Origin of the sequence: Pseudoalteromonas sp. H103, from assembly GCF_001469205.1 — a bacterium.
In the GTDB taxonomy this organism is placed as follows: domain Bacteria; phylum Pseudomonadota; class Gammaproteobacteria; order Enterobacterales; family Alteromonadaceae; genus Pseudoalteromonas; species Pseudoalteromonas carrageenovora.
On the sequence record NZ_LOFG01000017.1, the window covers coordinates 25421 to 49627 of the forward strand.

Sequence of the window (24207 nt, forward strand, 5' to 3'; positions counted from 1 at the left end):
TTTTACTTTTTATTAATTATGCATTTTCTTAATAAGTACTTTTTGCTGTCCGATCACCACACCCATAATAATGAGGTGGCTCACTGGCGGGTTAGCGCACTTCGTATTATTTCCTCCTTAGTGATGTTGTTATGCTTTGGCGTAGCATGGCATACATTCGCTACGGCTGTAGAGCTTGATTTACTTTATATAGTAGTACTTACCTTTAGCTTTTTAACAATTTCTGCTGGCTTAGTCTTGGCCAGCAAGCGCTTTTACAAACAAAGTGCGCATGCTTTGCTAGCTGCTATTGTAATTGCCAGTATCTGTATGAACTTATTTTTAACTGACTTAGAGCTCGCTAAAGTGGGCTCTATGTATATGTATTCCTGCCCCATAATTGCACTTATGTTACTTGGTAACCGAACGGCCACATTTTACGCTGTACTAAATATAGTGCCGTTTTATATGATCATTAATAATATAGACCTATCAAACGTTACGGGTATAGCTCAGCAGCTCCCAAGCGCAAATCTATATATAACTGGGCTCATATTCTTATTTTTTAATATATGTATTCCACTGGCAGTGGCTAGAACTATCGTCGCTGCAAAGCGATTAAATAAATCGATGAGTGTGGCTAATTCACTATTAATAGATAAAAATGAGTTATACAAGACATTTTTTACAGAGTCAGATAAAGCTAAAATTATTGTAGATGAACATTTTAATATTACCGATGCCAACAAGTGCGCCAACAAATTATTTGCTGTCAATAAAAAGCAGATAAGTAAGGGCATTGATATAACGTCGTTAGTTCCTGAGCTAAACGTTAAAACAAATAATATGAGTCAGGTCATACAGCATAAAAGACGATTTTTAAGGGCTAATTATTTAGTAGCCATGAATAAAAATTATCGGGTTTATGAATTTTACGACTGCACTCAAGAGCAAATAATTAAGCAAAATTTAGCCAATATAGAGCAAGAAAACAAACGGCTAAAATACCGAAACCCACAAACAAAACTCCCTAATAAGCATTGGTTTGAGATGCAATGTGAGCGCTTAATTACTAAATATCAACGCGGTTTTTATATTGTTGTTGCACAAACAGCTAATAGTGAATATTTAAAATTAAAACTCGCACAGCAAGACTCTCAAGCACTTTTAATTAATGCATACAAACGCTTGAAAATAATGCCAGATGGGCCTTTTTTATGCGCACATATTGGCGCTGGTAAGCTTGCTTTTATAATTGGCACTCAATCACATGATGAGTTAAAAACTAAAATTTTGCCAACCATAAAGCATGCGCTCGATGAAACGTACAAACTTAATAATGCGCGCTGCCAGCAAAATTTTATGTTTGGTTATGCGCATTACCCACAGCATGGGCAAAATAGTGCAGAGGTACTTACTAATGCAAGTAGTGCACTTAAACACGCTACTAAAAGCGAACCTTTATGTGGTTATGATGAAAAGCTTTCACAGGCATTTTTAGAAAAGTATGAAATTTCAATGCTCCTCGACGAAGCACTTTTGCAAGGTGACTTGAGCGTACATTATCAGCCTAAAGTAACTGCAAGTGGTGAGTGTATTGGTTTAGAGGCACTAGCTCGGTGGGATAGCCCTATACTTGGAGTTGTATCGCCAAGCGTGTTTATTCCAATAGCGGAAGAGTACGCAATGGTTAGCCGGTTAACTGATTTGATAATTCAAAAAGTATGCTCACAAATAGCCGATTGGAGTCAAAAAGGGCTACCAACTGTACCAGTGGCAATTAATATTTCACTGCTTGATTTTAGCCAAGCTGACTTTATGTCTAAGCTAGTAAAATACTTAGCTGATTTTAATATTAAGCCTCATCAAATAGAGTTAGAGCTGACAGAAACATCATTAGAGGCAAATCAGGCGCACTCATTAGAACTTATACATACGCTGCAGTCGTGGGGTTTTATTATTTCAGTGGATGATTTTGGTGTTGGTTATTCTAATATAGCGCGTCTTGCTGAGTACCCAATAAACAAGTTAAAACTAGACCGTTCTTTAATTAGCCAAGTAACCACGTCTACAAGGCAAAAGAGCTTAGTAAAAGCGGTGCACGTTATGTGTGAAGAGCTTGATATTAAATGTGTTGCTGAGGGCGTAGAAACACCAGAGCAAGTAACCGTAATGGCGCAAATGGGGTGTAAAGAATTTCAGGGCTTTTACTTTGCTAAACCGATGCCTGCTAAAAGATTAGAGGCGCATATTAATCGCAAAGGGTTAGTGTTTAGCCATGTTAAATCCAAAGAGCTAAACACCGTTTAATAAAAGCTTTATTGAATAGTGTTTAGTATTCAACCTGAGCTGTGGATAATAAATCTATCTCTCGCAGCTATTTTAAGCGCTCACTGTGTTGAATTTACTTGCAATAGACTAGCTATTGACGCGTAAATTCGCCTTGTTTTCACTGAAAATTTCTGGCTAGAGAAAATAATCTTAAATATCATCATGATAAAATACGTTAGTAAATCCCTTAACCAGAGTTCAGGTTATTTAAATGCTTAGTTACAAAATTGCTGAGCATTTACAGTAACATCGCATTTTTGCGCTTTTTTAGCCTGCCAATGTTGTATATCTGATTGTGCGGTACAACCTACATCTTCAATTAAGGCTGAGTTTTTATCACACAAAAGCAATACTACATTATTTTTTTGAACATCAATAATAAGTGTATATGCCTTAAAAGGTGCAAGCTTGCTTAAATCGTTATTTATAGAGGCCATTAACAGAGCATCTGTTGACTCAAATTTTGTATCACTAAATTTTAATGTGCCATCAATTGCAGTGGTTATATCTTTTAATTGTGAGGCTAGGTCGCTCATTAGCTCTGGGCTTTTGTTTTGCGATGAAGTAGTACATCCCATTGCCAACATTAATAATGTGGCTAAAAGTAAGTCTTTCATATTATTAATTCCATGCAGTTAAGTTATTTTGCTCGTCGTAACCTGTGTCTAGATTCCAGTTTTTAATAGCCTTTAAATCGGCATCTAAAAATACAGCGTTAGCAATAATGCTTATGTAATGCTGAATATTTTTAACCGCAAAATCAAAAATAGCATCGTAATGCATAAGGTTTTTAGGCGTATTTAATTGCTCAATATAAGTTGGGTTTATTTCATCAGGACGGGGGTAAAATAAGCCCATATCGGCAGCAACGTGCCTTGCAAATGCAAACAAGCGGTAGCTTTCTTCTACATTATTAACCACAGTCTGAAAACCTTTATGCCAAGCATTAAAGTTTGGTGCATGCTCATTGTTATAATTAGGGTGAATGCTTGTTAGCGCATACTGCCATATATTTATAATATCTGGGTCAAAATCTCCCGAGGAGTTAGTACACGACCCCATATTATGTTTTATTCGATCGGCGTAGCCAATTTCACCTAAATTTAAGCGTTGCCAAATATAGGCATCTTGATTCATTTCGCAGGTTCTGTGCGCGGTTTTATTTTGCTCATACGGACCTACCTTTAACTCTACAACCGGGTGAATTGTAATATCGGCCGCAACATGGGTCATATAACCGCATAACCATGCAAAACACTTTTCAAATGCCTCGCCGTTTAAAGTTTTACAATACTCAACCATTACTTTTATCAAATCGCCGGTGCGCTCGTAATGCATTAAATCGGCCCATGCATTTTGCGAGGCTTGCGCTAGTGCTAAGTAAGGGTAGTCGGGCGCTACACAGCCAAGCTCAACATAGGCTTGGCGCTGAGTTAAAATTAACTTAGCTTTATTAGGGATATTCATGTTTATGAGGGAGTTAGTTTCAGTGGCAATATTCGCCGCCGTAATATGGGCAAAAGCACCTGGCATTGTCATATCCTTATGATTTTTTAGAACACTAAGATTAACACAACATACCTAAATGCATTAGAGTAAGGAGGAATTATTAACTAGGCCAGAGTAAAGGTTAACTAAGTTGCTCTATAAGTTGGCCATTTTGGTAAAGTTTAGCAAATTTTCGTTTGTGCTCTTCAAATAAATAGGCTCTAAGGTGTTCTTGCCCGTTATGAATATGCGTTATTTTTGCCGCTATACCTAATGTACTTTGCCTTACGGGCTCTACATCTATTGAAATACTCTCTTTATTGGGCAGCATAAACTCCATGTGCTCAACCTTGTTAAGTTGCTTTCCTTTTCTTAAGGGTTTTAAAAATATACCTGTACTTGATATTGACTCAATTTTAAAACCTTGGCTTTTAATATTTAGCTCACTCCAGCGCCAGCTACGTTGCGTGCCTTTTGTGTCTATAACTTCAGGGGCATTTAGAATTGGGTTTATTACCCCATCGCCATTAATTTTTAACTCTAGCGGAAACCATAATTGATAATGAGCAACCTCAGCAAGTAAGGTTAAGTTGGCGTTACTTAGTAAATGAGCAATGCTTGCAGGTACAGAGCTTTGCATAGTTAACACATGGGAGTTATGTGGGTGTGATTTTTCGCTTGGTTTAAATAACTCAGATAAAAAATTTAGCTCCTCATTAGAAAAGTCCATATTTCACCTTTGTTACAATAAAAAATCCACGGTATGTTAAACAATTCGCCTGGTCAATAAATGCACTGTTTAAACTTGTTTAGTCATTGTTTAATGGTTTGTTTTGGTGCTAAATAAATAACTGCAAAGCATGACCGAATCTGTGTAAATAGGTATTTAGCCAAGGTTAGCATACTGATAAACTGCACAAATATTATTGGCAACACTTTAGAGACTTTTATGCGCACTTTGTTTTTATTAAATATGCGAACGCGGCTTTTATTTACCATACTCCCTGCTTTTATATCATTAAACACAGCTGCCCAGGAGCAAAGCCAAACACTCATTTTAGCGGGCAGCACACTGAATGCCTGTAACAGCAGCAACGCTAAAAACTGCATAAATAGTCAGCAGATTAAAGGTAAACAACATAGCTGGTTTAAAGTAACGGACGCCAAAATAAAACAAATAAATTTAAATTGGCCAACTAATAATACAAACAATAAAAACGCTGCAGTACAGTCATTAGCTAAAGTGCTTAATAAAAGCACCAAGTCGCTCTCAAAAAGTGATTTATTATGGCAGTGGCGCGATATAAATAACGAAGGGCTAAATAGCTTATCAAAGCAAGAGTATAACTTTGTGATAGATATGCTAGAGGAATTTAAAGCTGACAAAGTACAAGTTAACACCGCACTAAATGCTCAAAATAGTACTAACAATATTTTGCAGTTTATATCGGGCAGCTTAAAAGTAAATAACCCCAATCCAAGCATGCTTGTTATTACAGCATCTAGCAAAGACCCATACAGTTCGGCTAGCCGTTCTACAGCTCTTTTTGATTCAACAAATATCAACACTCAGTGGTTAGCACTTACCCCTGCCTTAGCCAAAGCAATTACAACTAATAGCTGTAATAATTTACCCGCACTTAGGCAAAGCGAAATGGGGGTTTATAACCGAGAGGTGATTTACCCTGAGCAAACAAAAGCTGAAATGGCACTGTGTAAAGGTGGTGTACACGCATTAACTAGCCTTATAAAAAACAGTACAGGCGTTATGTTTAACGATGGCGATGTAAGCCTTACTCGTAAAGTATTATTCGATCAAAACAATAACCCATACCCGTGGACACAAGCACTACAATCTCGCCCTGTAATTGTAGGTGAAGGGGCTGGCAGCTTAGTACAAAGTGCAGCTAAAAGTAATTTAAATACTGCAATTGTTACAGGCGGCTCAAGCGTTGGGGCGCTACGAGGTGATAAAGCCACTAAGCAGCAACGGCTTACATATACAGCAGCTGGTGGCCTTGGTAGTTTTAATTATGGCCTGCTCGATAGCCAATTTAGCGAGCAAAACAGAACGCTTAGACTTGCAACATTGTTAAGCAAAACAAGCACAAAAACCAAAAGTGATGAGCAATTACAGCAAGGCTTTGGTATTGATGAAAATACCGCTTTGGTGGTAATTAAATCACCCGGGAATAATTTAATTACCGTATTAGGCAGTGGTGGAGTGGTGCACTTAACAGCAAATACCCAAGATAAAACGCAAGGCGCTAAAACGCTTTACAACTATTCTTATTGGCCAGCTGGTAGCGTAATAGATATTAAAAATAACAAATTTAGCTTAAGTGAGCGCACTGTAAATCAAGCACTGCCAAGTATAAAAATTCCTCCGCTGCCAGTGCAGCGTTTTGGCGATATTTTGTATGGCTCAAAATTACGCTCACTCACTCAGGCAATGTGTTTAAGCCAAGAGCAAAGTACTGTAGCCCAACAAGATGAGTTTTTAATTGGTTTTAGTATCACTGAAAATACAAGCTATCACCGCGTGAATGCAAAAGAATTTGGTTGTGCAATAAGTAATTTAAATTTAGCACTTAGCACGTTTTAAAAAATACAGGCGCTGCATTCTATGTAAAGGGTTTAAGTTTGCTTAAGTGCCCTATAAAATATGGTTATATTAAACTATATGCTTATCGCTTTAATAAGCACGACTAACAAAGAGCTTTTATGAATAACGAAAACGACATTATAGATAACTTAGCAGACTTTGAAGTTTTTTTACTCGCTGTAGAAAACGGCGGCTTAGGTTTAACAGGTGTTGCAGGCGTAGGAATGGCTACTAACAATAAAGACGGCAGCCACTTTGTTGCGGTATTTGACGACCGCCAGCAGCTATTACTAGCGCGTGGTATTACTACAGAAGTATTTGAAAATGGCAAAGACATAGTTCGAAATGGGGTAGGGCGTAAGCACTAAACTCGTTATTAATTTTAAAGCGCTTAAGGCGCTTTTTTTATGTATTGCTGGGCTTTATGAGATAGCTTTTAATTTAGTCATAACTTTATAAAGAGTAATTTAAGGTATGACGGCATTGAATATAAAAAATTGGAATGATTACTCTGAGGAACTAATGGTCGGTATGGAGAGATTCGAACTCTCGACCCCTGCCACCCCATGATGTGACGCTATATCTAGTTAAGTTATTGTAATTTAAGAACTAAAAGTTAAATTTACTGATTTTATGTACAGTTAATTTTGCAATTTTTATCATTTTTACAATTCAATAAAATCAAGCGGTTAGGGCGCTTGTTACAAATCGAGTTTTTACGTTATCAGTAAAATCCAATATAAACAACTCATTAGAAAATCTTAATCAAAACTCTTACTTTCCTAAGCCAACACTTATCGTTTCAAAATGAATCGATCTAATCTATACTGTATAAATGAACAGTGTCTTTTGAGTGCGTGTATGTTTGTTATTCCTATTTATATTGAGGCGGGTATTACAGGTTTTGAATCGCCGGCTGCTCAATATAAAGAGCTGGGTTTAACTCTAGATGAGTTACTTATAAAACACCCTGTTGCTACATTTATCGGGGTTGCATCAGGGGCCTCTATGCAGGGGTTAGGGATATTTGATGGTGATTTGTTAATTGTCGATCGTGCTGTTGATGTAAGTACAGGCGATGTAGTGGTGGCTACTTACAATGGCTGCTTTGTTTGCAAAATAATCCATAAAGAAAAGCGTTTACTAATGTCTGCATCAGATGAATATGCTCCTGTCTATATATCACCTGAAGATGGCTTTTGCTTAGAAGGTGTTGTTACTAGGAGTATTAGGCTACATAAGTACTGCGCAGAGTTAAAAAAATTTGATTGAATCTTTTGAGGTTGTATAGTTGAGATGTAGGTATGCACTTATTGGATATAGTGATCTTTATAAGGAAGATATATGAATAATCGATTTATCGTAGAAAATACAGGGCCAAACCAAGGTAATCTTGAACTGGCTTTTTATACGGCATTAGAGGTTTGTAAGGGAATGTCACTTACAAATATAATAATAGTCTTTCCTACGAAGCAAGGATTTAAGAATTCTATCGTAGCTAACCTTTTAGGCAAGCAAGCAACAAAGACAATTTTAGATGGTGGCACAGTTAATGCGATCGATGATATTAAGCTTTCCTTTCGAACACCCAAAAGTATTGCTAAATTTTCAAATAACGAAGTGATTTTTGCTATTTATACTTCAGAAAATGATATGAATTTAGTTGATTCAGCAAGGTCAGAAGCGATTGTATTTTTGCCTTGGAGGGAAGATGAAGGTAAAGATTGGTTAGCAATTTGGAATCCTAAAATTATTGGGCCTACAACTTGGGCTATTGATACAGATGCTCTTAGCTCTGAAGCTCAGGAAGTGATACTAAGGTTAGGCCGTAGTATAAATATGTCAACAGGTCTAACTCATCCATCTGATAAAGACTTAGCTAAAAGATTGTTTTCTTCTCTCAGAAATACAAACTCTTTAACTCCTGAGTTAGTAAAGAGGTTTGCTATTCAAAATGGTTGGGAACCATTACGAGCTCAGGAGTTAGCTGTTTTTTCTGAGAAATATTGCTAACTTAACTTTTAAATAAAAGCGGATTTTGTAACTATTCAATATCCGCTTTATTAACTTTCAAGATTGTTTGATGCGTTTCGTTTAAATACTGGCGCATTGCCCGTAAAATCTTACCTGTCCAGCCGTCTGATGTTACATCGCCGCTGAATCCTATGTCTTTAGAGCCTTCAGCTATAATCTTTACTTTAGTTGTATTTTCTTCTTCCTTAAAGTACACGCCAGCAATGACGTTCCAATCATGTGCGGTCATACCATGTTCACCAATAACAGCGCCTTTGGACTTATCAGCCATGCGTAAAGAGAATCCAGCACTACCTAATGCTACTTTAGCAGCATCGTAAATTTGGTCGCTTGTATAACCATGGAATGTTTCAACATGTTGATATTGTGACCAACCTGTTTTACCTTCTGGTGCATCAAAATCGACCATAGCTACATCATGGGGAACCATATTCACATTAGCGCATGCGTACAAAAATATAGGAAGGGTTAGGGTCGTTAGTTTACGCATTATGTGTCCTTTAAATGCCATTTTTAGTTTTTCTATCTTACCTAACTATTTTATAAGGTGTAAACATAACCCGCTAATTAATCGGGTTTTTATATACTGAAATACCTTTTACACTTCGTTTTATCTTTTCTAGGTTGTCTGATAACACCCACAGCATGCCTGCTAGGGTGTCTTTATCCATTGCTTCAAAGTGATCTTCAATACATAGGGCGTTAATTGCGGCTTCTGCTTGATAGATGTTTTTATCTAGTTCGTTTTTAAGTTGTAGCGCTTTGTTGTTTTGCATTTGGTATTTCCTGCTGTTTTCGTTGAGGAAAAGATACAAGTAATTTTGTGCGTTAAAAAGTGAAAAGATATACGTCCTATGGTATAAATTACGTCGTAAAGTTCGTGTTTTGTGTTGTATATTAAAAAGGACGTATTAAATGGAGCGAATTACTCCCGAAAACTTAAGAGAATTACGTAAAAAATTAGGTTTATCGAGTCAGCAAGCGGCAGATAGTGTTTATAAGAACCGGCGATTATGGCAAAGGTATGAAGCGCCGGTGACTGCTAGTAGCAGTTTGAACATACCGCCAGCAACACTTGAGTTGTTTTGTTTGAAGCATGGATTACCTTACCCACCTAACAAGCAAGGTAAATTAGGGAAACTTGTTAGTTTTTATGGTGGCCAAGGAGGAGCTGGGCATACATTGCTTACTATTGATATTAGCACCGCGCTAATGGCTGATGGCTATGAAGTGCTTGTTATATCTGATCGTAATGGCTGTGCGATGTTTGGTGAAATGTCTATTAAACATAACTACCCATTCCCCAGAACAATAGAAATTGAAAGCTCAAATAATTTGAATTCTACGAATGACTTGGTAAATATACCTTACTCTACTTCTCCTAATGGCTTAAAGCCGATAATAGATAACTATGATTTTGTATTTATCGATATTGGTTTTATGATGGCTGAAAAGTACTTTGATGTTTTAGAGCCTGATTTGATAATAGGGCCTGCGAAAATTAATGAAATTAAAGATCGCAACGTAAGAGCTTTTTATAACTTGAGAAATTTAGCTAAAAGCTTTTCAGAGAAAAAAAATGAAAAAACTAAACTCGCGTTATTGATGGTTGCAGTATCAACCCATTATGCATTCAGTCCTGGTTACTACGGTTTGTTTGATGAAAGTGCAGATGATTATGAAGAAGAGAGAGATATTTATTTTAAACAGCAAGAAGAAAACGAATTAGATCAAGAGGAGCTATTGAGATTATTTAATAGTTTATCGGGTAAGCCTAATATGTACTTGATGAATAGCTATACCTCAGATGCTTATGATAGCTATAGAGAAAGATATGCTAAAGGGTATAGTATATTTAACAAAGCGCCTGATTCGTTACCAGTTCATGAGCTACGAAGCGTTAAAAATGAAATATTAAGAATATTGGGTGTTCCAAGTAGATAATAGGTAGCATGGCTGGTAAATTAAAATATTTTAGGAAACTCTATGTTTAATAAGCAATTATGGGCTAACGTGTCCAAACTACATTTTCTAGAGAGCTATCCCGCTTTACCATGCCCATACTGTAAAAGTATGAATCTTAAATTAGATACTGAAAGCTTTACTTCTAGGAAATTATCTTGGCAAGCAAGAAGAGCTTATCAGGAACAGTTTAAAGACAATGAGTTAATGGATTTCGCAAATAAAGAAGATAATAGCTTCTTTAAGTTAGCAGCACTTGTTCTTACTGCCGCTGATGGGGCAATGTACCAACCTTCGCAATTTATTGCATTTTTCAAGTGTGGTATGTGTAATGAAAATGTGTCATCTACTGGCTTAGCTAAAATACCAAATAATGATACATCGGTTAGACAAATTAAAGTAGAAAGCTTCAACCCGCCTTTACCCTTGTTTCCATTGAGCGATACAACACCGACCTCTATAAATGAAGAGTTATTAAGTTCGTTTAATCACTTTTTTTCTGACACTTGTTCTTCGGGTAATCGGCTAAGAAGGGCGGTTGAAAAGCTATGCTTAGAGTTAGGTTATACACAAGAGAGAAATCTCTATCAAAACATTGAGGCTATGGCTGATGAATTTCCTTTAGAGGCGCGCTGGCTTCAATCACTTCGGCTTGTAGGGAATGAAGCGACGCATGCTGATAAAATAACTGAAGATGACTTATTAGACTCATACAAAGTGTTTGAAGTGGTACTCGATATATTCAGGCGAAAACACATAGAACCTGAAATTGAAAAGGTAGCACTTCAATTACAAGATAAGTTTAAAAAACCGCACAAACAATTAAGTCTAAAGCCTTAAGTGTGGGTATTAATTACAGGTATTTTAATTTTTATATTGAATGATCTTTGAAGCCCACTATAAATTTTCGGGCTTTTACGTTATTGCACTAATAGTTTTGCTTTTTTTGCTGTTAGTACTTTTGATCATTATGTCATCTATTAGCTCTTGCTTTAGGTGGCTGAGTGTCTTAAATTTAGACAAATCGTATTTCTAGTTGCAGGGACAGCATGGCTCGTAGAAAAAATAACTCTTCAGAATTTATAAATATGCTCTTCGAAATAACAGGCTATTTTTGGCAAGTTGGTGCATTTATTTCAATGCTTTTGTGGTTACTGACTGGCTATTTACTTAATTGGGGATATGGCCTGCACACCAAAGAACACACAACTGTAATTACTGCGCTATTTGAGAAGTTCTCTATCATTTATTATATTCCATTCCTTCTAGCTCTTTTTTTTGCTGTGGTGTTTTCATTTAAGTCTTATCAAACATTGAAAGCTCAAAATAGCTATTAAACAAATATAATGATCGTGATAAATTGGTCGAGATTCCTTTATTAATTTTACATATTTAAGTGAGCATGATGAAAAAATTCAGAGCATTATGGATAATGTTTGGTTTAGTGGCATTAATACAAGTTACTCTTGGACTGGTTATTTATTTTGAACTGCCTAATTGGGATGCTAGAAATTCCTTTGGTGGTATGTTTGGAGCTATAAACACTTTATTTACTGGGCTTGCATTTTGTGGTGTTATTTATACGATTGTCCTTCAAAGTAAAGAGTTAGAATTACAAAGGGAAGAACTAAAATTGTCCCGTGATGAATTATCAAACCAACGAGGGGAGTTACATAGAGCTGCAGAAGCCCAAGCCAAACAAGCTGAACTAATGTTTCAAACCGCAAAAATCAATGCAGCTAGTGCGCGTTTAGAAGTAGCGACTACTATGTATGTAAACAATAAAAATATACCTAAAAGCTATAACAAGAATGAAAGCCATGATTCACGAAACGCTCTAGCTGATGCTTATAATGATCTTATGCGCTTGTATAAGGCAAAAACGATTGATTAGCACTTTGTTGTTCTGATTAATAAAAATTAAAACCCGCTTAATTAGCGGGTTTTTTATGGGCTTAGTATTTGTGTATCATTCGGCTTAGTTTTTCGAACGATGTAACCATGTCTTCTATGGCCAGTGCGTTTGTATGTGTAGTTTCACCATCTTCTATGGTGAGTAATTGTCGGTGAATAATAATGATTCATTCCATCTAATAAATTATCATCCTAAGCAATAAAGTCTCATACTACTAGGTGGCAACTGTAGCAGTAAAGCTTTACCACGCTTTATTGTTTGTTCTGTGAAACTGGTAAATTGTTGCAATTTTACTCTATTTTGTTTCGTGAAAGTGGCAGTTTATTTGGCTTTTTACCACTTTTGTCTTGTTGAAGTGGTAAACATTTCAGATCTAGTATGAGACTTTATTATTTTGTTTTTAGTGAATGCTGGAATGAAATTTTAATCAGTATGATACTTTAATTATTATTAGCGGCTTTGGTTGATAAGTTAATAGGGGTTTTGGCTCTATTTAGTATGGTACTTTTTAACGCACCCACAGTAATATGCGCTGGTAGTCCAGTGGGTTGGGTGCTTTGGTTATGGCCAGTTGCTGCTGGGCGTCAAATGCGCGGATCACTTGCAGGTGAAACTTGGGGTTTATTTAGCTACATAACATAGGCGTAAACTGATTCGTTGCTTTTTATTAATAGCAGGAATTCCATCTTTTTCTAATTCAGTAATTAATTTGGGGTTGTTTAAAGTTAAAATGAGGAAGCTATCCTTAACCTTGCCCGCGGAAAAAACCGAAACCATTAGGTTTTACAATATCAGGATGTTTAGATTTATTTAATAAGCCCCATCCACCAAAACCATTTGCTATAGCTTTACCTTGAATAGAAATTCCTCGTTCTCTACCTTCTATGATTGTAAATAAAGCTCCATCATTAATAACAAAGCCATCAAAACCCGAGTCAAGAAAGCAACCCTTTAAAATTTCTACTCGATTATCTGATAAATTTAAATCTAATAAAAGTAAGCCTTTCCCAGCTCTTATTTTTATATTTGAACCTACCCACTCATAATCCCATGATTGCGTTGAGACTTTGACCTCACCTTTTTCTACAAGTAATAATATATTACCTTCTATATCAGTTAGTTTAAAAGATACACATAACCAGCTATTCTCCGAATGAATAGTGAAGAAACTTTCACCATTAATCCAAAGCGCATGGTGCTCATTGTTTTCATCTGGGTATGAGCCTTCAACCATATTACTTCCGAATAAAGTTTTTAATTTACGAGTTTTCTCTAACTGAAAAGGTGAGGTTAGGTTATTATTCAAGTTAAAAGGTTTAGCTCTAGCTTCGATTATTCTGTCTTTAGATAATTTGTATGGCTTAGCCCTATGATGATTTGGACACAATAAAATCAAGTTTTCAACAGTATGCTCTTTGACTATAGAATATTCTTCAATATGGTCATATTCAAAGAAAGGCATTCCACAAATAGCACAACCAAATCCACATTCTTTCCTGACTCTTCTTTTAATATCTGCAGGAATGTATCTATTAACTGACATAAAAGTATCATTACTTAATTATTTTATATTTAAATTAGCAGTCTAAAGACATCTATTCAAATTTAAATATTCAAACTCACCGTCAAGTTAGGCACTTGCACCCATTCTACTTGCTTGCCGAATTCGGTGTAGACTTTGGTTGATTTACTGTCTGAGTGACCCATGCGGGTTTGTGGGTCCCAGCCTTGGGCTTTTATTAGGCGTGCTGATAGGCCGCGTATTTCGTGGTAGGTTGGGCGTTCTTCTGGTTTTAAGTTGCTATATAGGCCTAGTTGGTCGCGTACGTTTGAAAATTCGCGGCTGATATTTTTGCTTACTATTTGCGTGATGTGGTTTACCAATGCACTGGTTGGGTTTGAGTTCTTTTTAGGGAGCTTATGCACGACGTAGGGTGATACGGTGTTATCGCGGCTGTTGTCGATAATGGCTTTTATTGTGTCGTTTATGGGTATGATCACGTGCGACGCTTCACTTTTATAGGTTTTTTGGCGGTGTATGGCCAGTTCGCCGTAAATTTTGCCGTGTTGGTCTGTGAGTGGTTCTTTATACCAAATGCAACCACAGCGGCCTGGCTCTGCTTTTTTTAGTTTGTATTCTATGCGCGAGATTTCGAGTACTGCGTGGGTGGTTTGCATGGTTAAGTCCATGGCTGTTTTTAGCCAAAGTGGAGCGGCGGCCCGTATTTTTTCAAATGCGTTTACGTCTAGGGCTTTGCGCTTTTTGGCTTCTTTTGGTTTTTTAATTTTAAGCGCAGCTGGGTTGGTTAGCATGTGGCCTGTATCTTTGGCGTAGTCGAATACCAGTTCAAGAAAGCTTAATTTGCGGTTGTATACGTTGTTACTGGCGCTTTGATGAAAGTGGTTAATGTAGTCGGTTACGTCGCTTAGGGTTATTTCTTCGCCTGGCATAGTGAAGTATGACTTAACGCGTTCGGCGTCGTTTAACCACGTAGATACTACACTGGTGCCGGGCTTTTTATCGGCGGTCATGCGTTCAATTATTTTATCAACCAAGCTGCTAAAACTGGTTTTTGACGCGGTGTCGTTTATAAGGTCGTCTAGTAATGAGCCGCCTCGTTTTATGCGGTTGTACTCGTTTGCAATTATGATTGCTTCGGTACGGTTTTGGCTAATTATTTTGCGCTTGCCGTTTACCAGTTTGAGTTGATAGCCGGCGTTTTTATCAAAGTATAAAAACGGCGGCAGGTCTCGGTTTTTGTTAAGTCGTTTTCTTGGTGCCATGTTAGCTGTTCGCTGCTAGTTGCAATGCAATTTCTTTTGCTTTTGCATGCGTTCCTGGTTGTTGGTCTTCGTAAATATACACTTGTTGGCCTGGGCCTACCAATTCACCTAGTACATAACCTGTTGCTACCCAGTCGCGGAGCGATTGATAACTTGGTAGTGAGTCGCTGTGAAAGTGGTTTTTGGCCCAGCAGCGGGCTTTCATTAATTTAGGCTTTTTCATAAGTCACCTTGCTCTCGTTTGGCTGTGTTTTTTTCATTGTGTGTTTACGTTTATAAAATTGGCGTATGCGAACCCGTTGTTGGGCTATGCAATTGCGTTTATATCTGTGCATTGGTGGTTAACTTTAATTGTTTGTAAATATCGCTTACGTATTTAGCTTGGTGCTTGGCATCGTCTAGCGCGTTATGTGGGTTGCCTTTAAATTCGTTTGATTTTTTAGGGTCGATGCCTAGTACTCTGCGACAAATATCTACAACGGTGCGAACGTCGCGGTCGTTACTAAAATGCCATGTTTTGGTCATTTTTGTGGCGGTGTAGGCATTGGTTAAAATGGTGTTGTCGAACGTGGCGCCGTTGCCCCATACAATGCGGTTTTTGTAACCTTCGATTTGGTATAGCCAGTCGTTAAATTCGAGCAGGGCGTCTTTTAATAGCATGGTGTCTTTACTGTTAAAAATAGCGCGGGCTTCGTCGCTTTTTTTCATCCACCATTTTAGGGTTGCACCGTCTACTGTGCCGTAGTTCATGGCGTCTTCTAGGTCGATGACTTGGTAAAATTCTGCTCCAATGTTGCCTGTAAGCGGGTTGAAAAATACGGCGCCAATAGAGACGATAACCGCGTTTGAGTGCTGGCCTATGGTTTCAAGGTCGAGCATTACGTCGTTTAGTTCTGTGTTCATTGTTATTCCCAAGGGACTAAGCCCAGTTGTTTACGTTTGTCGTTCCACTTTTTAACTAGTTGGTAGGCTTCTTGTTGAAGCTTTTTGTTAGTTAGTAAGCGGCTGATCTCTTCTGGCTTTTTTGCTTTAAAGCTGACTAAGGTTTCGAGCGTTGCTTGCTCAAAGCTATTCATTAGTCGCTGCTGTTTGCTAATGCTTTTATGTCTTTTACGTCGGTTTGCCAGCCATTTGCTTTTGCTCGGCGAAGCCATCTACCGCAGTGCTCAAGTGTTTCTTTTTTAGGGCGTAAACCACCTTTGGGTGCTTCTACTAGTTCGGCTTCGTCGTCTTTGTTAAGCAGTATTAAACCGCCACGGCCGCTCTGATTTAAGTAGAGCAGGGGCGTTTGTTGTTCGTCGTGCCCTTCAACCATGCCACCTAGGTGGTAGGGGTAGGTTTGAATTATGTCGTTGTCGTTTCTGTAAATTTGGTTTATTGCAGCTACATCTAGGCGGTTTTCAAGTTCAAGTATTTGCTCTTTTAACTGCGTATTTTTCTTGCATTCGTCTTGGTATTTACGCTTTTGCTGCTCTGCGGCTAGGCGTTGGCTTTCTAGGCGCTCTTTGTAGCTTTTAACTTTTTCGCGCAGCTTTTTAGGTGTGCCGGCTATTTCTTTAAATGCAGCAAGGGTAATGTTTGCATCTTGATTTTTGGTTAATGCCTGGTCGCGTTCACGGTTCGCTTGCGCCAGCTTTATTTGGGCGTTCTCAAGGTTTTTAAGCAATACCGCCGCGCCTTGTTCGTAGTCTTTTACCAAGGAGGTTAGCTTGTCGTTTTGCTCTTGCAGCTGGTCTGCTTCGGTAACCATTTGGTCAAACTCGGCTACTTCTTGGTTATAAGCCGTTACTAAGGTGTTGATTGCATCGACTACTGATAAAGGTTGGTTGGTCATGTTCATATCCTGGTGTTGTAGTAACTTCAATTCAGCCCACTCGTTGAGTGAGCTGTCAGAAATTACTGGTTAAACCCATTGGTCTAGGTTTTGTTCAATAATTAGTAATGCAATGAATACTGTTATAAAGAGTATTGCAATTAGGTTTTTCTTGAATGATTTCATGCGGCCATTGCTGTTTTTAATGTGCGGGTGTTTTCTATTAGGCTTAAAAAGGCTTTGGTAACGCATAGGTCGCGTTTGGCGCTGGCATTAAGTGCAATTGACCCTATTAGTTTTTCTTTATGAGTGTTGACCAGAACTATTACACAGAACTTGGTACCCGATTCGTAAAGGCGAAGTTCCTCACCCTGCATATGCTGGTTCATAAAGTGAATACGTTGTTTTAGTTGGTTTATTACCAATGCTGTGAATACGTTTAGCATGATTGTTCGTCCTTTTTTCCTGTTGTGTTGTTGGTTGGTTGCTTACGGCAACCACTCGGCTGGGCTAGTTGGGCAAGTGCGCGCCAGCAGGTTGTGAAACTATTGCCCTGAGTTAGGCCGCGTGTGGCGGTGGCTCAGGGTATGGGTTGTTGGCCGCTTTAATATTTGGAATTACCAGTTCAAAGGGGCTTGCCTTTTGTGCTTGCTTTAGCGTGTGAAGTAACGGGGCCGTGGCGGCGTTATTTCTGGCTGTTGGGAATAAAAATACTTTGGTCATCGCTATTCTCCTTGTGCCGTTAGGCTGCTAGTAAGTCGTTTTGTAGTTCACGCATGCGGCGTAAACGGGTGGTGCGAACTGTTCGGGCTACCCGAATAGTTCTAAAGCTGCGCTCTAGGTCGTTATTTGCTGCGCTAATTAGGCAAAGCAGTATGCATACGGTGTAACGCAATACGCCTTGCTTGATTGCTTGATGTACCGTTTGGCGCATAGAATGGGTATTAAATTTAAAGCTGAGCTCGTTACATGCTTGGCGAACCGTGCACAGTTTTACGCCTAACTCGTCAGCTATACATTTTTGCGGTAGGCCTTTAGCGACCAATAGCAAGGTACGCGCCTGTTGAGTTGGTAAGCGTGAATAGGGCTTGGCGTTAACGTGCATGTCGTCAAGTTGGTATCCGGTTTCTGTGCGTTGTGTGTTCATAGTACGGTCTTACAATTTAAGTTGTTATTTAGAATACAACTTAAATTGTTTGAGTCAACATTAAATTACAATTTAAATTGTAATTTAAATTGTAATTTTGTTCGTGAATACTTTTTGATAGGCATAAAAAAACCGCCGAAAAAGGCGGTTTAAAAGAGAAATTTTTTATAGCTATAAAAAAACTGGACTTGTAGTCCAGTTCTTTAAATTACTAAAGTAATAGATTTTTTATTATGATTATTCTTTAACAACATGTTCTTTAACAACATGTTCTTTAACTACGTGAGCCATAACGACCCCCTTGTGTTGTGGTGAATGAATCTTCATGAGTAGATTATAACATATTTTTTCTATTGTCATGTACTATATTAATGATAAAACCTTAAGCCTTCCTTAACTAAATATCATTTGGTTTTTGGGTTAGTTCCACCCTTACTATCGTCATTAATTTTAATCGTAGTGTCTACCTCGACAGTTACATTATCTGGAACAGGAGGATTTTCGACAATAGTTTCTGTTCCTGCGGGATCATTTTTATCAGTATCTGTTTTAGCACTAGCACACTTATGTGCTTTTTTTAATTCATCAGTATTAGTTATTTTAATACTTATTTCATCCTTATCTGGAACTAAATCTTTGAAAGGTTTTGATTTCCAGTCTTCCCCAGGCTTTAAACTAAAGGTTACATCATCATTAGTGTTGGATTTTACAACAAACTCAAGAGTGCATTGTGTTTCATTTTTTAAGAAGATTATGTACTCTTTTGTGAAAAAACTAGGAGTTGTTCTTCCTTCGTTTTTCATATCCATCCAAAACCAATAGTTCGTTGTTAGCCTACCTTGCTTACCTGCTTTTAGGTTTATATAGTATTCATCAGAATAGGACTTGCCGGTAAATTTCTTATAAGGAATCTCACTTGTTTTAGAGGGATCGTTACCCACAAATGTAACATGATGTAACTCACCCCAATGGCTACCCTTAAATTTCTCAATCACAGAAGCATCTGGGGCAACGCCTAAAGAACCTATTTTTTCAGTAACGTTATAATTATGGTGAATATTTCTATATATAGAGTTTGTATTTGTTAGTATTTTTAAGAATTCTTCGTCACATTCTTGGTAGACGATAGTTTTCTCCGTTTGAATAATTTCACAAGAAAGTATATTCATTTTGTGGGTTATGTAATCCTTTTGAATCTCGTCATCTTTAATTAAAGGGAACATATGGAGGATTTTTTCTATGAAATTATAGTCAAGAGGATCCTTAACTTTTATGTACTTAATTACAAATGCTGTCGTTAATGTAATTAGTAAATAAAAAATTAGATCCTGAAATGCAGATGCATAGAAAGAGGCAATGAACCCATCAGGGAGAGTCAATGTTTTGCTATCGTTATAGAAGTCCTCATGAGAGATCGCAATTAAGACAATTACAGTAGTATAGAGTGCAATAACAGAAATAATGGCTGAAATAGGGTACTGTTTTACTTTTGTAACTATTGCGTCTTGTCCCCATAAACTTAAAAATAGAGTCACGACCAAAATAGATACGATAACGCCAAGTGCAATTGTTGAATAAAAAAATGTGAACGCAGTTATGATGCACCCAAATATACACAAAATAATATTTTTTATCATGAGATTACCTGTTAATTCCTTTTTCTATAACTGCCAATAACTACACCACAAATGGTGGCATCAGGGAGCATTTCTATTATTGGGTTAGGCCAGTTTGGGTTGAGTGCTTTTAAGTATTTTTGCGAGCCATCAATAATAAGTTGTTTAAATGTAGCTTCTGTATTGCCATTTTGCCTAATAACAACGCACGAACCGTTACGCGCTTCGACCTCTGGATCAACAAAGATTATTTCGCCATTGATAAAGTCGGGCGACATTGACTCGCCTTTTACTTCAAGTGAATAGGTTGATTGGCTGTGCTTTTCAGGGCAGGGGTAAAACGTTTCTACATCGTTCAAATGAATGTCAGCCCAATGACCTGCTTGCACCCAGCTGATCAAGGGGACGTTAGGACTAAATTTTTTCATTTCTATAGTGTTATTTTCATTTACACCCATACTACCACTGCCAGATTCTAACCAATCTGGTGATACATTTAGGAACCTTGCTATGGCGACAAGGTTTCTCGGCTTTAAGGTCTTACCTGAACATATGGCATGAATGGACTGCTGACTAGCACCTATAGCGCTAGCGACTTTTTCCTGAGTTATGTCTTTCATCTCTAAAACATAACTTAAACGCTTAGCTAATGTATTCATAATTATTAATTTATATGGTTTTTTTCATTTTACAAGAAAATTTGTAACATAGAAAACAACTTAAGTTGTTGTAAATTACAATTTAAGTTGTATGATGTGAGGGGTCAATCACAAAGTAGGTATCAAAATGACTACTCAACCAGCATTACAAAAAGCAATTGCTACTTTAGGTGGCCAAGTAAAACTTGCCGATGCAATTCAAACTTCTCAACAAAACGTATCTAACTGGCTAAGAACCGGCAAAGTTGCGCCTGATAAAGTAATTATTATTGAAAAAGTCACGGGCGTGTCTAGGCATGAGCTGCGGCCTGATATTTATCCGCCTGAGGAAAGCAAGCAAGCTGCTTAGGTTGGTAGTTTTCATGTGGGTTACTCCTGTGTTGTTGTGTGGTTAATTTTAGTGCAATAACACAATGTGGGGTAAACCTGCGGAATATATGTTTTTTTATACAGGTGATTTATGGATAACAAAAAAAGCGAATGTATTGGTTTAGCAACATTTGAGGTATGTGGGGAAACCATTCAATTTGGTTTAACTAAAGATGATTTTGATATGTTTAGGCTGAGAAAAAAAAAGCTCCAAGACAGTATTAAATCAATGACAGATAGTCTGAAGCATTTTAGTGAAGAGAGAGTGAAGCTAGAAAGTCAGTTTGCTGTTATTCATCAGCCTGAAGCCAATTCTCCGGTAAAAGATTAAGGGCTGGGCCGATGCACTTTAGCTTGGCTATATCATATTGGCGAACGTTATATTTGAAGAAGTATTCGTTACCTTCCTTAGTAGCAATATATTGTTCAAACCAACTTGGTACTTGTTTTACTTTAAATTGTGTAACGGTTAATCCTTTCTCTGTAATTGTGTATGAGTCTTTATAACCAGTTGAACGGCGGATATACCCCTCGTCATTTAGCCAATTTAAAGTTGGATTAAATGATTTATCCATATCTTTGATAAGGTGGTTTATTCCGTGTTCATCAAAAAAAGCTAGGATTTTATCTTTGCTTAAAGATACTTCAAATGGAAAGTTTTTAGCTGTGTGGTGGAGAACAAGTGAACTAACTAAAACAAATTGGTTTTGTGCGTCGAGTTCTAAAGACATTTTTTGCTTCCTTATTTTGGTTTGTTGGTTTGGTTACTGAACATACTAATTTAAGGAAGCGCTTTAATACAACACAGGAATAATAACAATGCAGCAAACGACTTTGCAGGATTTACAGGATGCATTGCAGTACCTTGACCCTAATTGCTCACGTGATGAGTGGGTTAAGGTGTGCATGGGTATTAAAAATGAGTTTGGTGATACAGGCTTTGATGCGTTTGATAGTTGGAGCGCAGGTAGCGAGCAATATAAACCGAGCGATATTAAAAGTACCTGGCGTAGCATTAAGGTTGGTGGCGGTACTACTATTAAAACTGTTTTTAAAATGGCTATAGATAATGGGTTTACTGTTAAGCGTGAACCGATATCCCCAGAAGAACAAGCCAGGCTAAATAAAGAATTTGCACAACGTGCTAAAAAGCGCGAAGCGCAAGAAGCAGAAGATGAAGCCGCGCGCCAGCGTTGGCATGGGGTGATTGCCGATTTTTCCAAAATACTTGTCGAACAATTTACTAAACCTGTTAACTCTAATAAATATTTGGCTGCCAAGAAGGTGGCCAGTTTTGGTTTAAGCAGCTTTAAAAGTGCTGTGATAGTTATATTTAGGCCTAATTTTACGGCTGAGGCTGTGACAGGTGGTAAAGAAATTAAACAATTTTTTGCTGATTTGCCTGATAAGGAAACCCGCGATTTTAGTTTTTTACATTTTAAGCGTGGTGATTTAGTGATGCCGTTAATTGATATTGAAAAGGTGCTTTGGAATATTCAGGTTATTAATGAGCAGGGAACTAAGTTGTTTTTAAAGCATGGCCGTAAGGCTGGGTTGTTTCATTTTATTGGTAAGGCGAGCAGCTGTAATATTTTAGCGGTTTGTGAGGGTTATGCCACTGGGGCGAGCATTCATATGGCAACTAAGTGGCCATGTGCAGTGGCGCTTGATGCGGGCAATTTGATGGCGGTGGCCACTGAGCTTAAACACAAGCTTGCTGATAAAACCTTTATATTTTGTGCTGATGACGATGCCAATACGAAGGGGAACCCGGGTGTAAGTATGGCTAATGATGCTGCAGCTGCGGTGGGTGGTTTGGTAGCAATACCTGACTTTGCTGCTGTTGTGGATAAGGCGGCATAATGGCTAAAAGTAGTTTAAACGATTGGAATGATTTACACGTTAATGCTGGCCTTGATGCGGTTAAAGCACAGTTACTGAGTGTGGTCGATAAGCCTAGTGCTAATGATGGTAATAAAGAAAATAACCCGCCGCCGCAAAACGCTGACGCGCGACAGCGTTCTCTGGGGGATAAGCAGTGGCAAGACTGTTTCCAAAGAACGAATTCGGGCATGCCTCAAGCTAGTATTAGTAATACAAAGTTGGTGCTTGAGAATGACCCTGCTTTTGATGGTGTGTTGGGTTATTGCGATTTTAGTTACCGCATTATTAAACGTAATAAGCCGCCTTTCTTAAAGGGTAAAGTAGGTGAGTGGACTGATACTGACACTGAGCGCTTACGTATTTACCTTTCTGAAACCTATGGTTTTACACCTAGGGCCAATGATGTGCTGGGTGCTATTTTGGTTCATTCAGAAGAGCATGCTTTTCATCCTGTTAAGGATTATTTAAATACCGTTAAGTGGGATGGTACGCCTCGCGTTGCTGTGTGGTTGCATAATTACTTGGGCGCAGAAGATACTGAATATGCCGCAATGGTTGGGACGTTCTTTTTGGTTTCGGCTGTTGCACGTGTTATGTGTCCGCCAGTTAAGGTGGATTCGGTTTTAATACTTGAAGGTAATCAGGGCTTAGGTAAGTCGACCATGTGTAATAATTTGTTTGGTGATTGGTTTACTGATACGCCTATGGCCCTTGGTGAAAAAGATACGTTTCAGCAAATGCAGGGGATGTGGGGTATAGAGCTGGCTGAGCTTGATTCGTTTAATAAGGCGGAAAACACGAAGGCTAAACAGTTTTTTGGTTCTAAGGTTGATAGGTACCGCCCGAGTTATGGCCGTATGGTGCAGGAGTTCCCGAGGCAGTGTGTGTTTGTGGGTACCACTAACCAAGATAGGTATTTAAAAGACTCTACGGGTAACCGGCGTTACTGGCCTGTGATGTGTACAAAGATATGCCAGGATGCAATTGCCCGTGATAGGGATCAGCTATGGGCTGAGGCGCTTCATTTGTTTAATGGTGGTATGCCGTGGTGGCCTACTGATGAATATAAGCATTTGTTTGAAGAACAGCAGGAAGATAGGTTTGATTCTGATGTGTGGGAGGGGCTTATTTACGATTGGCTGCTTAAGAATATGCGTGGTGATTATTCGTTGGCCGATATTATGACTGAGGTGCTTGGTATGGATCCTCATGCTATGCGTCCGCCTGAGCAAAAGCGTGTTGGCCAGATTATGCATAGGCTTGGTTTTATTAAGAAGAAAAAGCGTGTTGATGGTAAACGCCCTGCGTTTTATGTGCCGCCTGAGGGGTTTTGGAATGCTAAGTAAATTTTTTAGTATGACCATGACCAGTTGCGGTGACCGCTGTAAGGTGCGTGGTTGTTGGTGTGGTCATGGTGGTCATGGTGGTCACGGTGTTTTCGCGCACACATACGCGCGCGGGTGCGAGCGGACACGCGTATTTTGTACTTTCTATTTATATGTTTGTTCTTGTGTATGTAAAAACACTATGACCAGTATGACCAGTATGACCAATAGAGTAAATACAAGGGTTTCAGCGGTCACGGTAGGTGGTCACGGTAAAAATAAGGGTGACCAGTATA

The 24207-nt window shown here is 38.2% G+C and carries 30 protein-coding genes; 13 read left to right on the forward strand and 17 right to left on the reverse strand.

What is annotated here, in order from left to right:
* Positions 1 to 18 precede the first annotated feature (18 nt).
* Positions 19 to 2289 (forward strand): putative bifunctional diguanylate cyclase/phosphodiesterase, encoded by a 2271-nt coding sequence (locus ATS74_RS19765; RefSeq protein ID WP_082660621.1) that lies wholly within the window; start codon positions 19 to 21, stop codon positions 2287 to 2289.
* Positions 2290 to 2525: 236 nt separating this feature from the next.
* On the opposite strand, the gene ATS74_RS14465 is transcribed toward ATS74_RS19765, so the two are convergent.
* From ATS74_RS14465 to ATS74_RS14475, 3 genes are all read right to left on the reverse strand, one after another.
* Entirely contained in the window at positions 2526 to 2927 is a 402-nt protein-coding gene (locus ATS74_RS14465; protein ID WP_058549581.1) for a hypothetical protein, read from the reverse strand.
* A gap of 4 nt (positions 2928 to 2931) precedes the next feature.
* Positions 2932 to 3843, reverse strand: a complete 912-nt coding sequence (locus ATS74_RS14470; RefSeq protein WP_058549582.1) for a zinc dependent phospholipase C family protein — start codon at positions 3841 to 3843, stop codon at positions 2932 to 2934.
* A 97-nt stretch (positions 3844 to 3940) separates the two neighbouring features.
* Entirely contained in the window at positions 3941 to 4528 is a 588-nt protein-coding gene (locus ATS74_RS14475; protein ID WP_058549583.1) for a hypothetical protein, read from the reverse strand.
* Positions 4529 to 4747: 219 nt separating this feature from the next.
* Here ATS74_RS14475 and ATS74_RS14480 point away from each other — a divergent pair, with 219 nt between their 5' ends.
* From ATS74_RS14480 to ATS74_RS14495, 4 genes are all read left to right on the forward strand, one after another.
* Entirely contained in the window at positions 4748 to 6403 is a 1656-nt protein-coding gene (locus tag ATS74_RS14480; RefSeq protein WP_058549584.1) for a hypothetical protein, read from the forward strand.
* A 119-nt stretch (positions 6404 to 6522) separates the two neighbouring features.
* A complete protein-coding gene (locus ATS74_RS14485) occupies positions 6523 to 6771 on the forward strand; it encodes a hypothetical protein (protein ID WP_058549585.1) in 249 nt (82 codons plus the stop codon).
* Between the two features lie 493 nt (positions 6772 to 7264).
* Entirely contained in the window at positions 7265 to 7675 is a 411-nt protein-coding gene (locus ATS74_RS14490) for a LexA family protein (protein ID WP_058549586.1), read from the forward strand.
* 72 nt (positions 7676 to 7747) lie between these two features.
* Positions 7748 to 8416: a hypothetical protein gene (locus tag ATS74_RS14495; protein WP_058549587.1), complete on the forward strand. Its 669-nt coding sequence runs from the start codon at positions 7748 to 7750 to the stop codon at positions 8414 to 8416.
* A 31-nt stretch (positions 8417 to 8447) separates the two neighbouring features.
* Here ATS74_RS14495 and ATS74_RS14500 read toward each other — a convergent pair whose 3' ends face one another.
* Positions 8448 to 8927 carry a hypothetical protein gene (locus ATS74_RS14500; protein WP_058549588.1) on the reverse strand — a complete coding sequence of 160 codons (480 nt, stop codon included), beginning with the start codon at positions 8925 to 8927 and terminating at the stop codon, positions 8448 to 8450.
* 73 nt (positions 8928 to 9000) lie between these two features.
* Positions 9001 to 9213 carry a hypothetical protein gene (locus ATS74_RS14505; RefSeq protein WP_058549589.1) on the reverse strand — a complete coding sequence of 71 codons (213 nt, stop codon included), beginning with the start codon at positions 9211 to 9213 and terminating at the stop codon, positions 9001 to 9003.
* A 139-nt stretch (positions 9214 to 9352) separates the two neighbouring features.
* On the opposite strand from ATS74_RS14505, the gene ATS74_RS14510 reads away from it, so the two are divergent.
* The 4 genes from ATS74_RS14510 (at position 9353) to ATS74_RS14525 (ending at position 12293) form a co-directional block, all read left to right on the forward strand.
* The gene (locus ATS74_RS14510) at positions 9353 to 10381 is read left to right on the forward strand and encodes a hypothetical protein (protein ID WP_058549590.1); all 1029 of its coding nucleotides are present in this window, start codon (positions 9353 to 9355) and stop codon (positions 10379 to 10381) included.
* 42 nt (positions 10382 to 10423) lie between these two features.
* The gene (locus ATS74_RS14515; protein WP_058549591.1) at positions 10424 to 11239 is read left to right on the forward strand and encodes a DUF4145 domain-containing protein; all 816 of its coding nucleotides are present in this window, start codon (positions 10424 to 10426) and stop codon (positions 11237 to 11239) included.
* 209 nt (positions 11240 to 11448) lie between these two features.
* The gene (locus tag ATS74_RS14520; protein WP_058549592.1) at positions 11449 to 11736 is read left to right on the forward strand and encodes a hypothetical protein; all 288 of its coding nucleotides are present in this window, start codon (positions 11449 to 11451) and stop codon (positions 11734 to 11736) included.
* 65 nt (positions 11737 to 11801) lie between these two features.
* Positions 11802 to 12293 (forward strand): hypothetical protein, encoded by a 492-nt coding sequence (locus ATS74_RS14525; RefSeq protein WP_152996122.1) that lies wholly within the window; start codon positions 11802 to 11804, stop codon positions 12291 to 12293.
* 766 nt (positions 12294 to 13059) lie between these two features.
* On the opposite strand, the gene ATS74_RS14530 is transcribed toward ATS74_RS14525, so the two are convergent.
* The 11 genes from ATS74_RS14530 to ATS74_RS14570 all read right to left on the reverse strand — a co-directional run bounded on the left by ATS74_RS14530 (position 13060) and on the right by ATS74_RS14570 (position 20333).
* Positions 13060 to 13857 carry an HNH endonuclease gene (locus ATS74_RS14530; RefSeq protein WP_082660623.1) on the reverse strand — a complete coding sequence of 266 codons (798 nt, stop codon included), beginning with the start codon at positions 13855 to 13857 and terminating at the stop codon, positions 13060 to 13062.
* A 62-nt stretch (positions 13858 to 13919) separates the two neighbouring features.
* Positions 13920 to 15098 (reverse strand): tyrosine-type recombinase/integrase, encoded by a 1179-nt coding sequence (locus tag ATS74_RS20130; protein ID WP_058549595.1) that lies wholly within the window; start codon positions 15096 to 15098, stop codon positions 13920 to 13922.
* Between the two features lies 1 nt (position 15099).
* The gene (locus ATS74_RS14540) at positions 15100 to 15321 is read right to left on the reverse strand and encodes a hypothetical protein (protein WP_058549596.1); all 222 of its coding nucleotides are present in this window, start codon (positions 15319 to 15321) and stop codon (positions 15100 to 15102) included.
* 98 nt (positions 15322 to 15419) lie between these two features.
* Entirely contained in the window at positions 15420 to 16001 is a 582-nt protein-coding gene (locus ATS74_RS14545; RefSeq protein WP_058549597.1) for a 3'-5' exonuclease, read from the reverse strand.
* Positions 16002 to 16003: 2 nt separating this feature from the next.
* Positions 16004 to 16174: a hypothetical protein gene (locus ATS74_RS19950; RefSeq protein WP_161936775.1), complete on the reverse strand. Its 171-nt coding sequence runs from the start codon at positions 16172 to 16174 to the stop codon at positions 16004 to 16006.
* Positions 16174 to 16932: a hypothetical protein gene (locus tag ATS74_RS14550; RefSeq protein WP_058549598.1), complete on the reverse strand. Its 759-nt coding sequence runs from the start codon at positions 16930 to 16932 to the stop codon at positions 16174 to 16176. Before ATS74_RS14550 ends, ATS74_RS19950 begins: the two co-directional genes overlap by 1 nt.
* A 161-nt stretch (positions 16933 to 17093) precedes the next feature.
* A complete protein-coding gene (locus ATS74_RS14555) occupies positions 17094 to 17357 on the reverse strand; it encodes a hypothetical protein (RefSeq protein ID WP_058549599.1) in 264 nt (87 codons plus the stop codon).
* A gap of 112 nt (positions 17358 to 17469) precedes the next feature.
* Entirely contained in the window at positions 17470 to 17634 is a 165-nt protein-coding gene (locus ATS74_RS19955) for a hypothetical protein (RefSeq protein ID WP_016899782.1), read from the reverse strand.
* Between the two features lie 19 nt (positions 17635 to 17653).
* Positions 17654 to 18058: a helix-turn-helix transcriptional regulator gene (locus ATS74_RS14560; protein ID WP_058549600.1), complete on the reverse strand. Its 405-nt coding sequence runs from the start codon at positions 18056 to 18058 to the stop codon at positions 17654 to 17656.
* Between the two features lie 404 nt (positions 18059 to 18462).
* Positions 18463 to 19695: a hypothetical protein gene (locus ATS74_RS14565; protein WP_058549601.1), complete on the reverse strand. Its 1233-nt coding sequence runs from the start codon at positions 19693 to 19695 to the stop codon at positions 18463 to 18465.
* A gap of 11 nt (positions 19696 to 19706) precedes the next feature.
* Positions 19707 to 20333 (reverse strand): LexA family protein, encoded by a 627-nt coding sequence (locus ATS74_RS14570; RefSeq protein WP_082660635.1) that lies wholly within the window; start codon positions 20331 to 20333, stop codon positions 19707 to 19709.
* A 127-nt stretch (positions 20334 to 20460) separates the two neighbouring features.
* On the opposite strand from ATS74_RS14570, the gene ATS74_RS14575 reads away from it, so the two are divergent.
* Positions 20461 to 20682, forward strand: coding sequence for a transcriptional regulator (locus ATS74_RS14575; protein WP_058549603.1), 222 nt, complete (start codon positions 20461 to 20463; stop codon positions 20680 to 20682).
* A gap of 111 nt (positions 20683 to 20793) precedes the next feature.
* On the forward strand, positions 20794 to 21033 hold the full coding sequence (locus ATS74_RS14580; protein ID WP_058549604.1) for a hypothetical protein: 240 nt from the start codon (positions 20794 to 20796) through the stop codon (positions 21031 to 21033).
* On the opposite strand, the gene ATS74_RS14585 is transcribed toward ATS74_RS14580, so the two are convergent.
* Entirely contained in the window at positions 20993 to 21433 is a 441-nt protein-coding gene (locus ATS74_RS14585) for a hypothetical protein (protein WP_058549605.1), read from the reverse strand. The two genes, ATS74_RS14580 and ATS74_RS14585, sit on opposite strands and share 41 nt — an antisense overlap.
* Before the next feature lie 88 nt (positions 21434 to 21521).
* Here ATS74_RS14585 and ATS74_RS14590 point away from each other — a divergent pair, with 88 nt between their 5' ends.
* Together ATS74_RS14590 and ATS74_RS14595 are read left to right on the forward strand one after the other, a co-directional pair.
* Entirely contained in the window at positions 21522 to 22565 is a 1044-nt protein-coding gene (locus ATS74_RS14590; protein WP_058549606.1) for a PriCT-2 domain-containing protein, read from the forward strand.
* Complete coding sequence (locus ATS74_RS14595) at positions 22565 to 23932, forward strand: virulence-associated E family protein (RefSeq protein WP_058549607.1); 1368 nt, start codon at positions 22565 to 22567, stop codon at positions 23930 to 23932. The genes ATS74_RS14590 and ATS74_RS14595 overlap by 1 nt, the downstream gene beginning before the upstream one ends.
* The last annotated feature ends 275 nt before the right edge of the window (positions 23933 to 24207 follow it).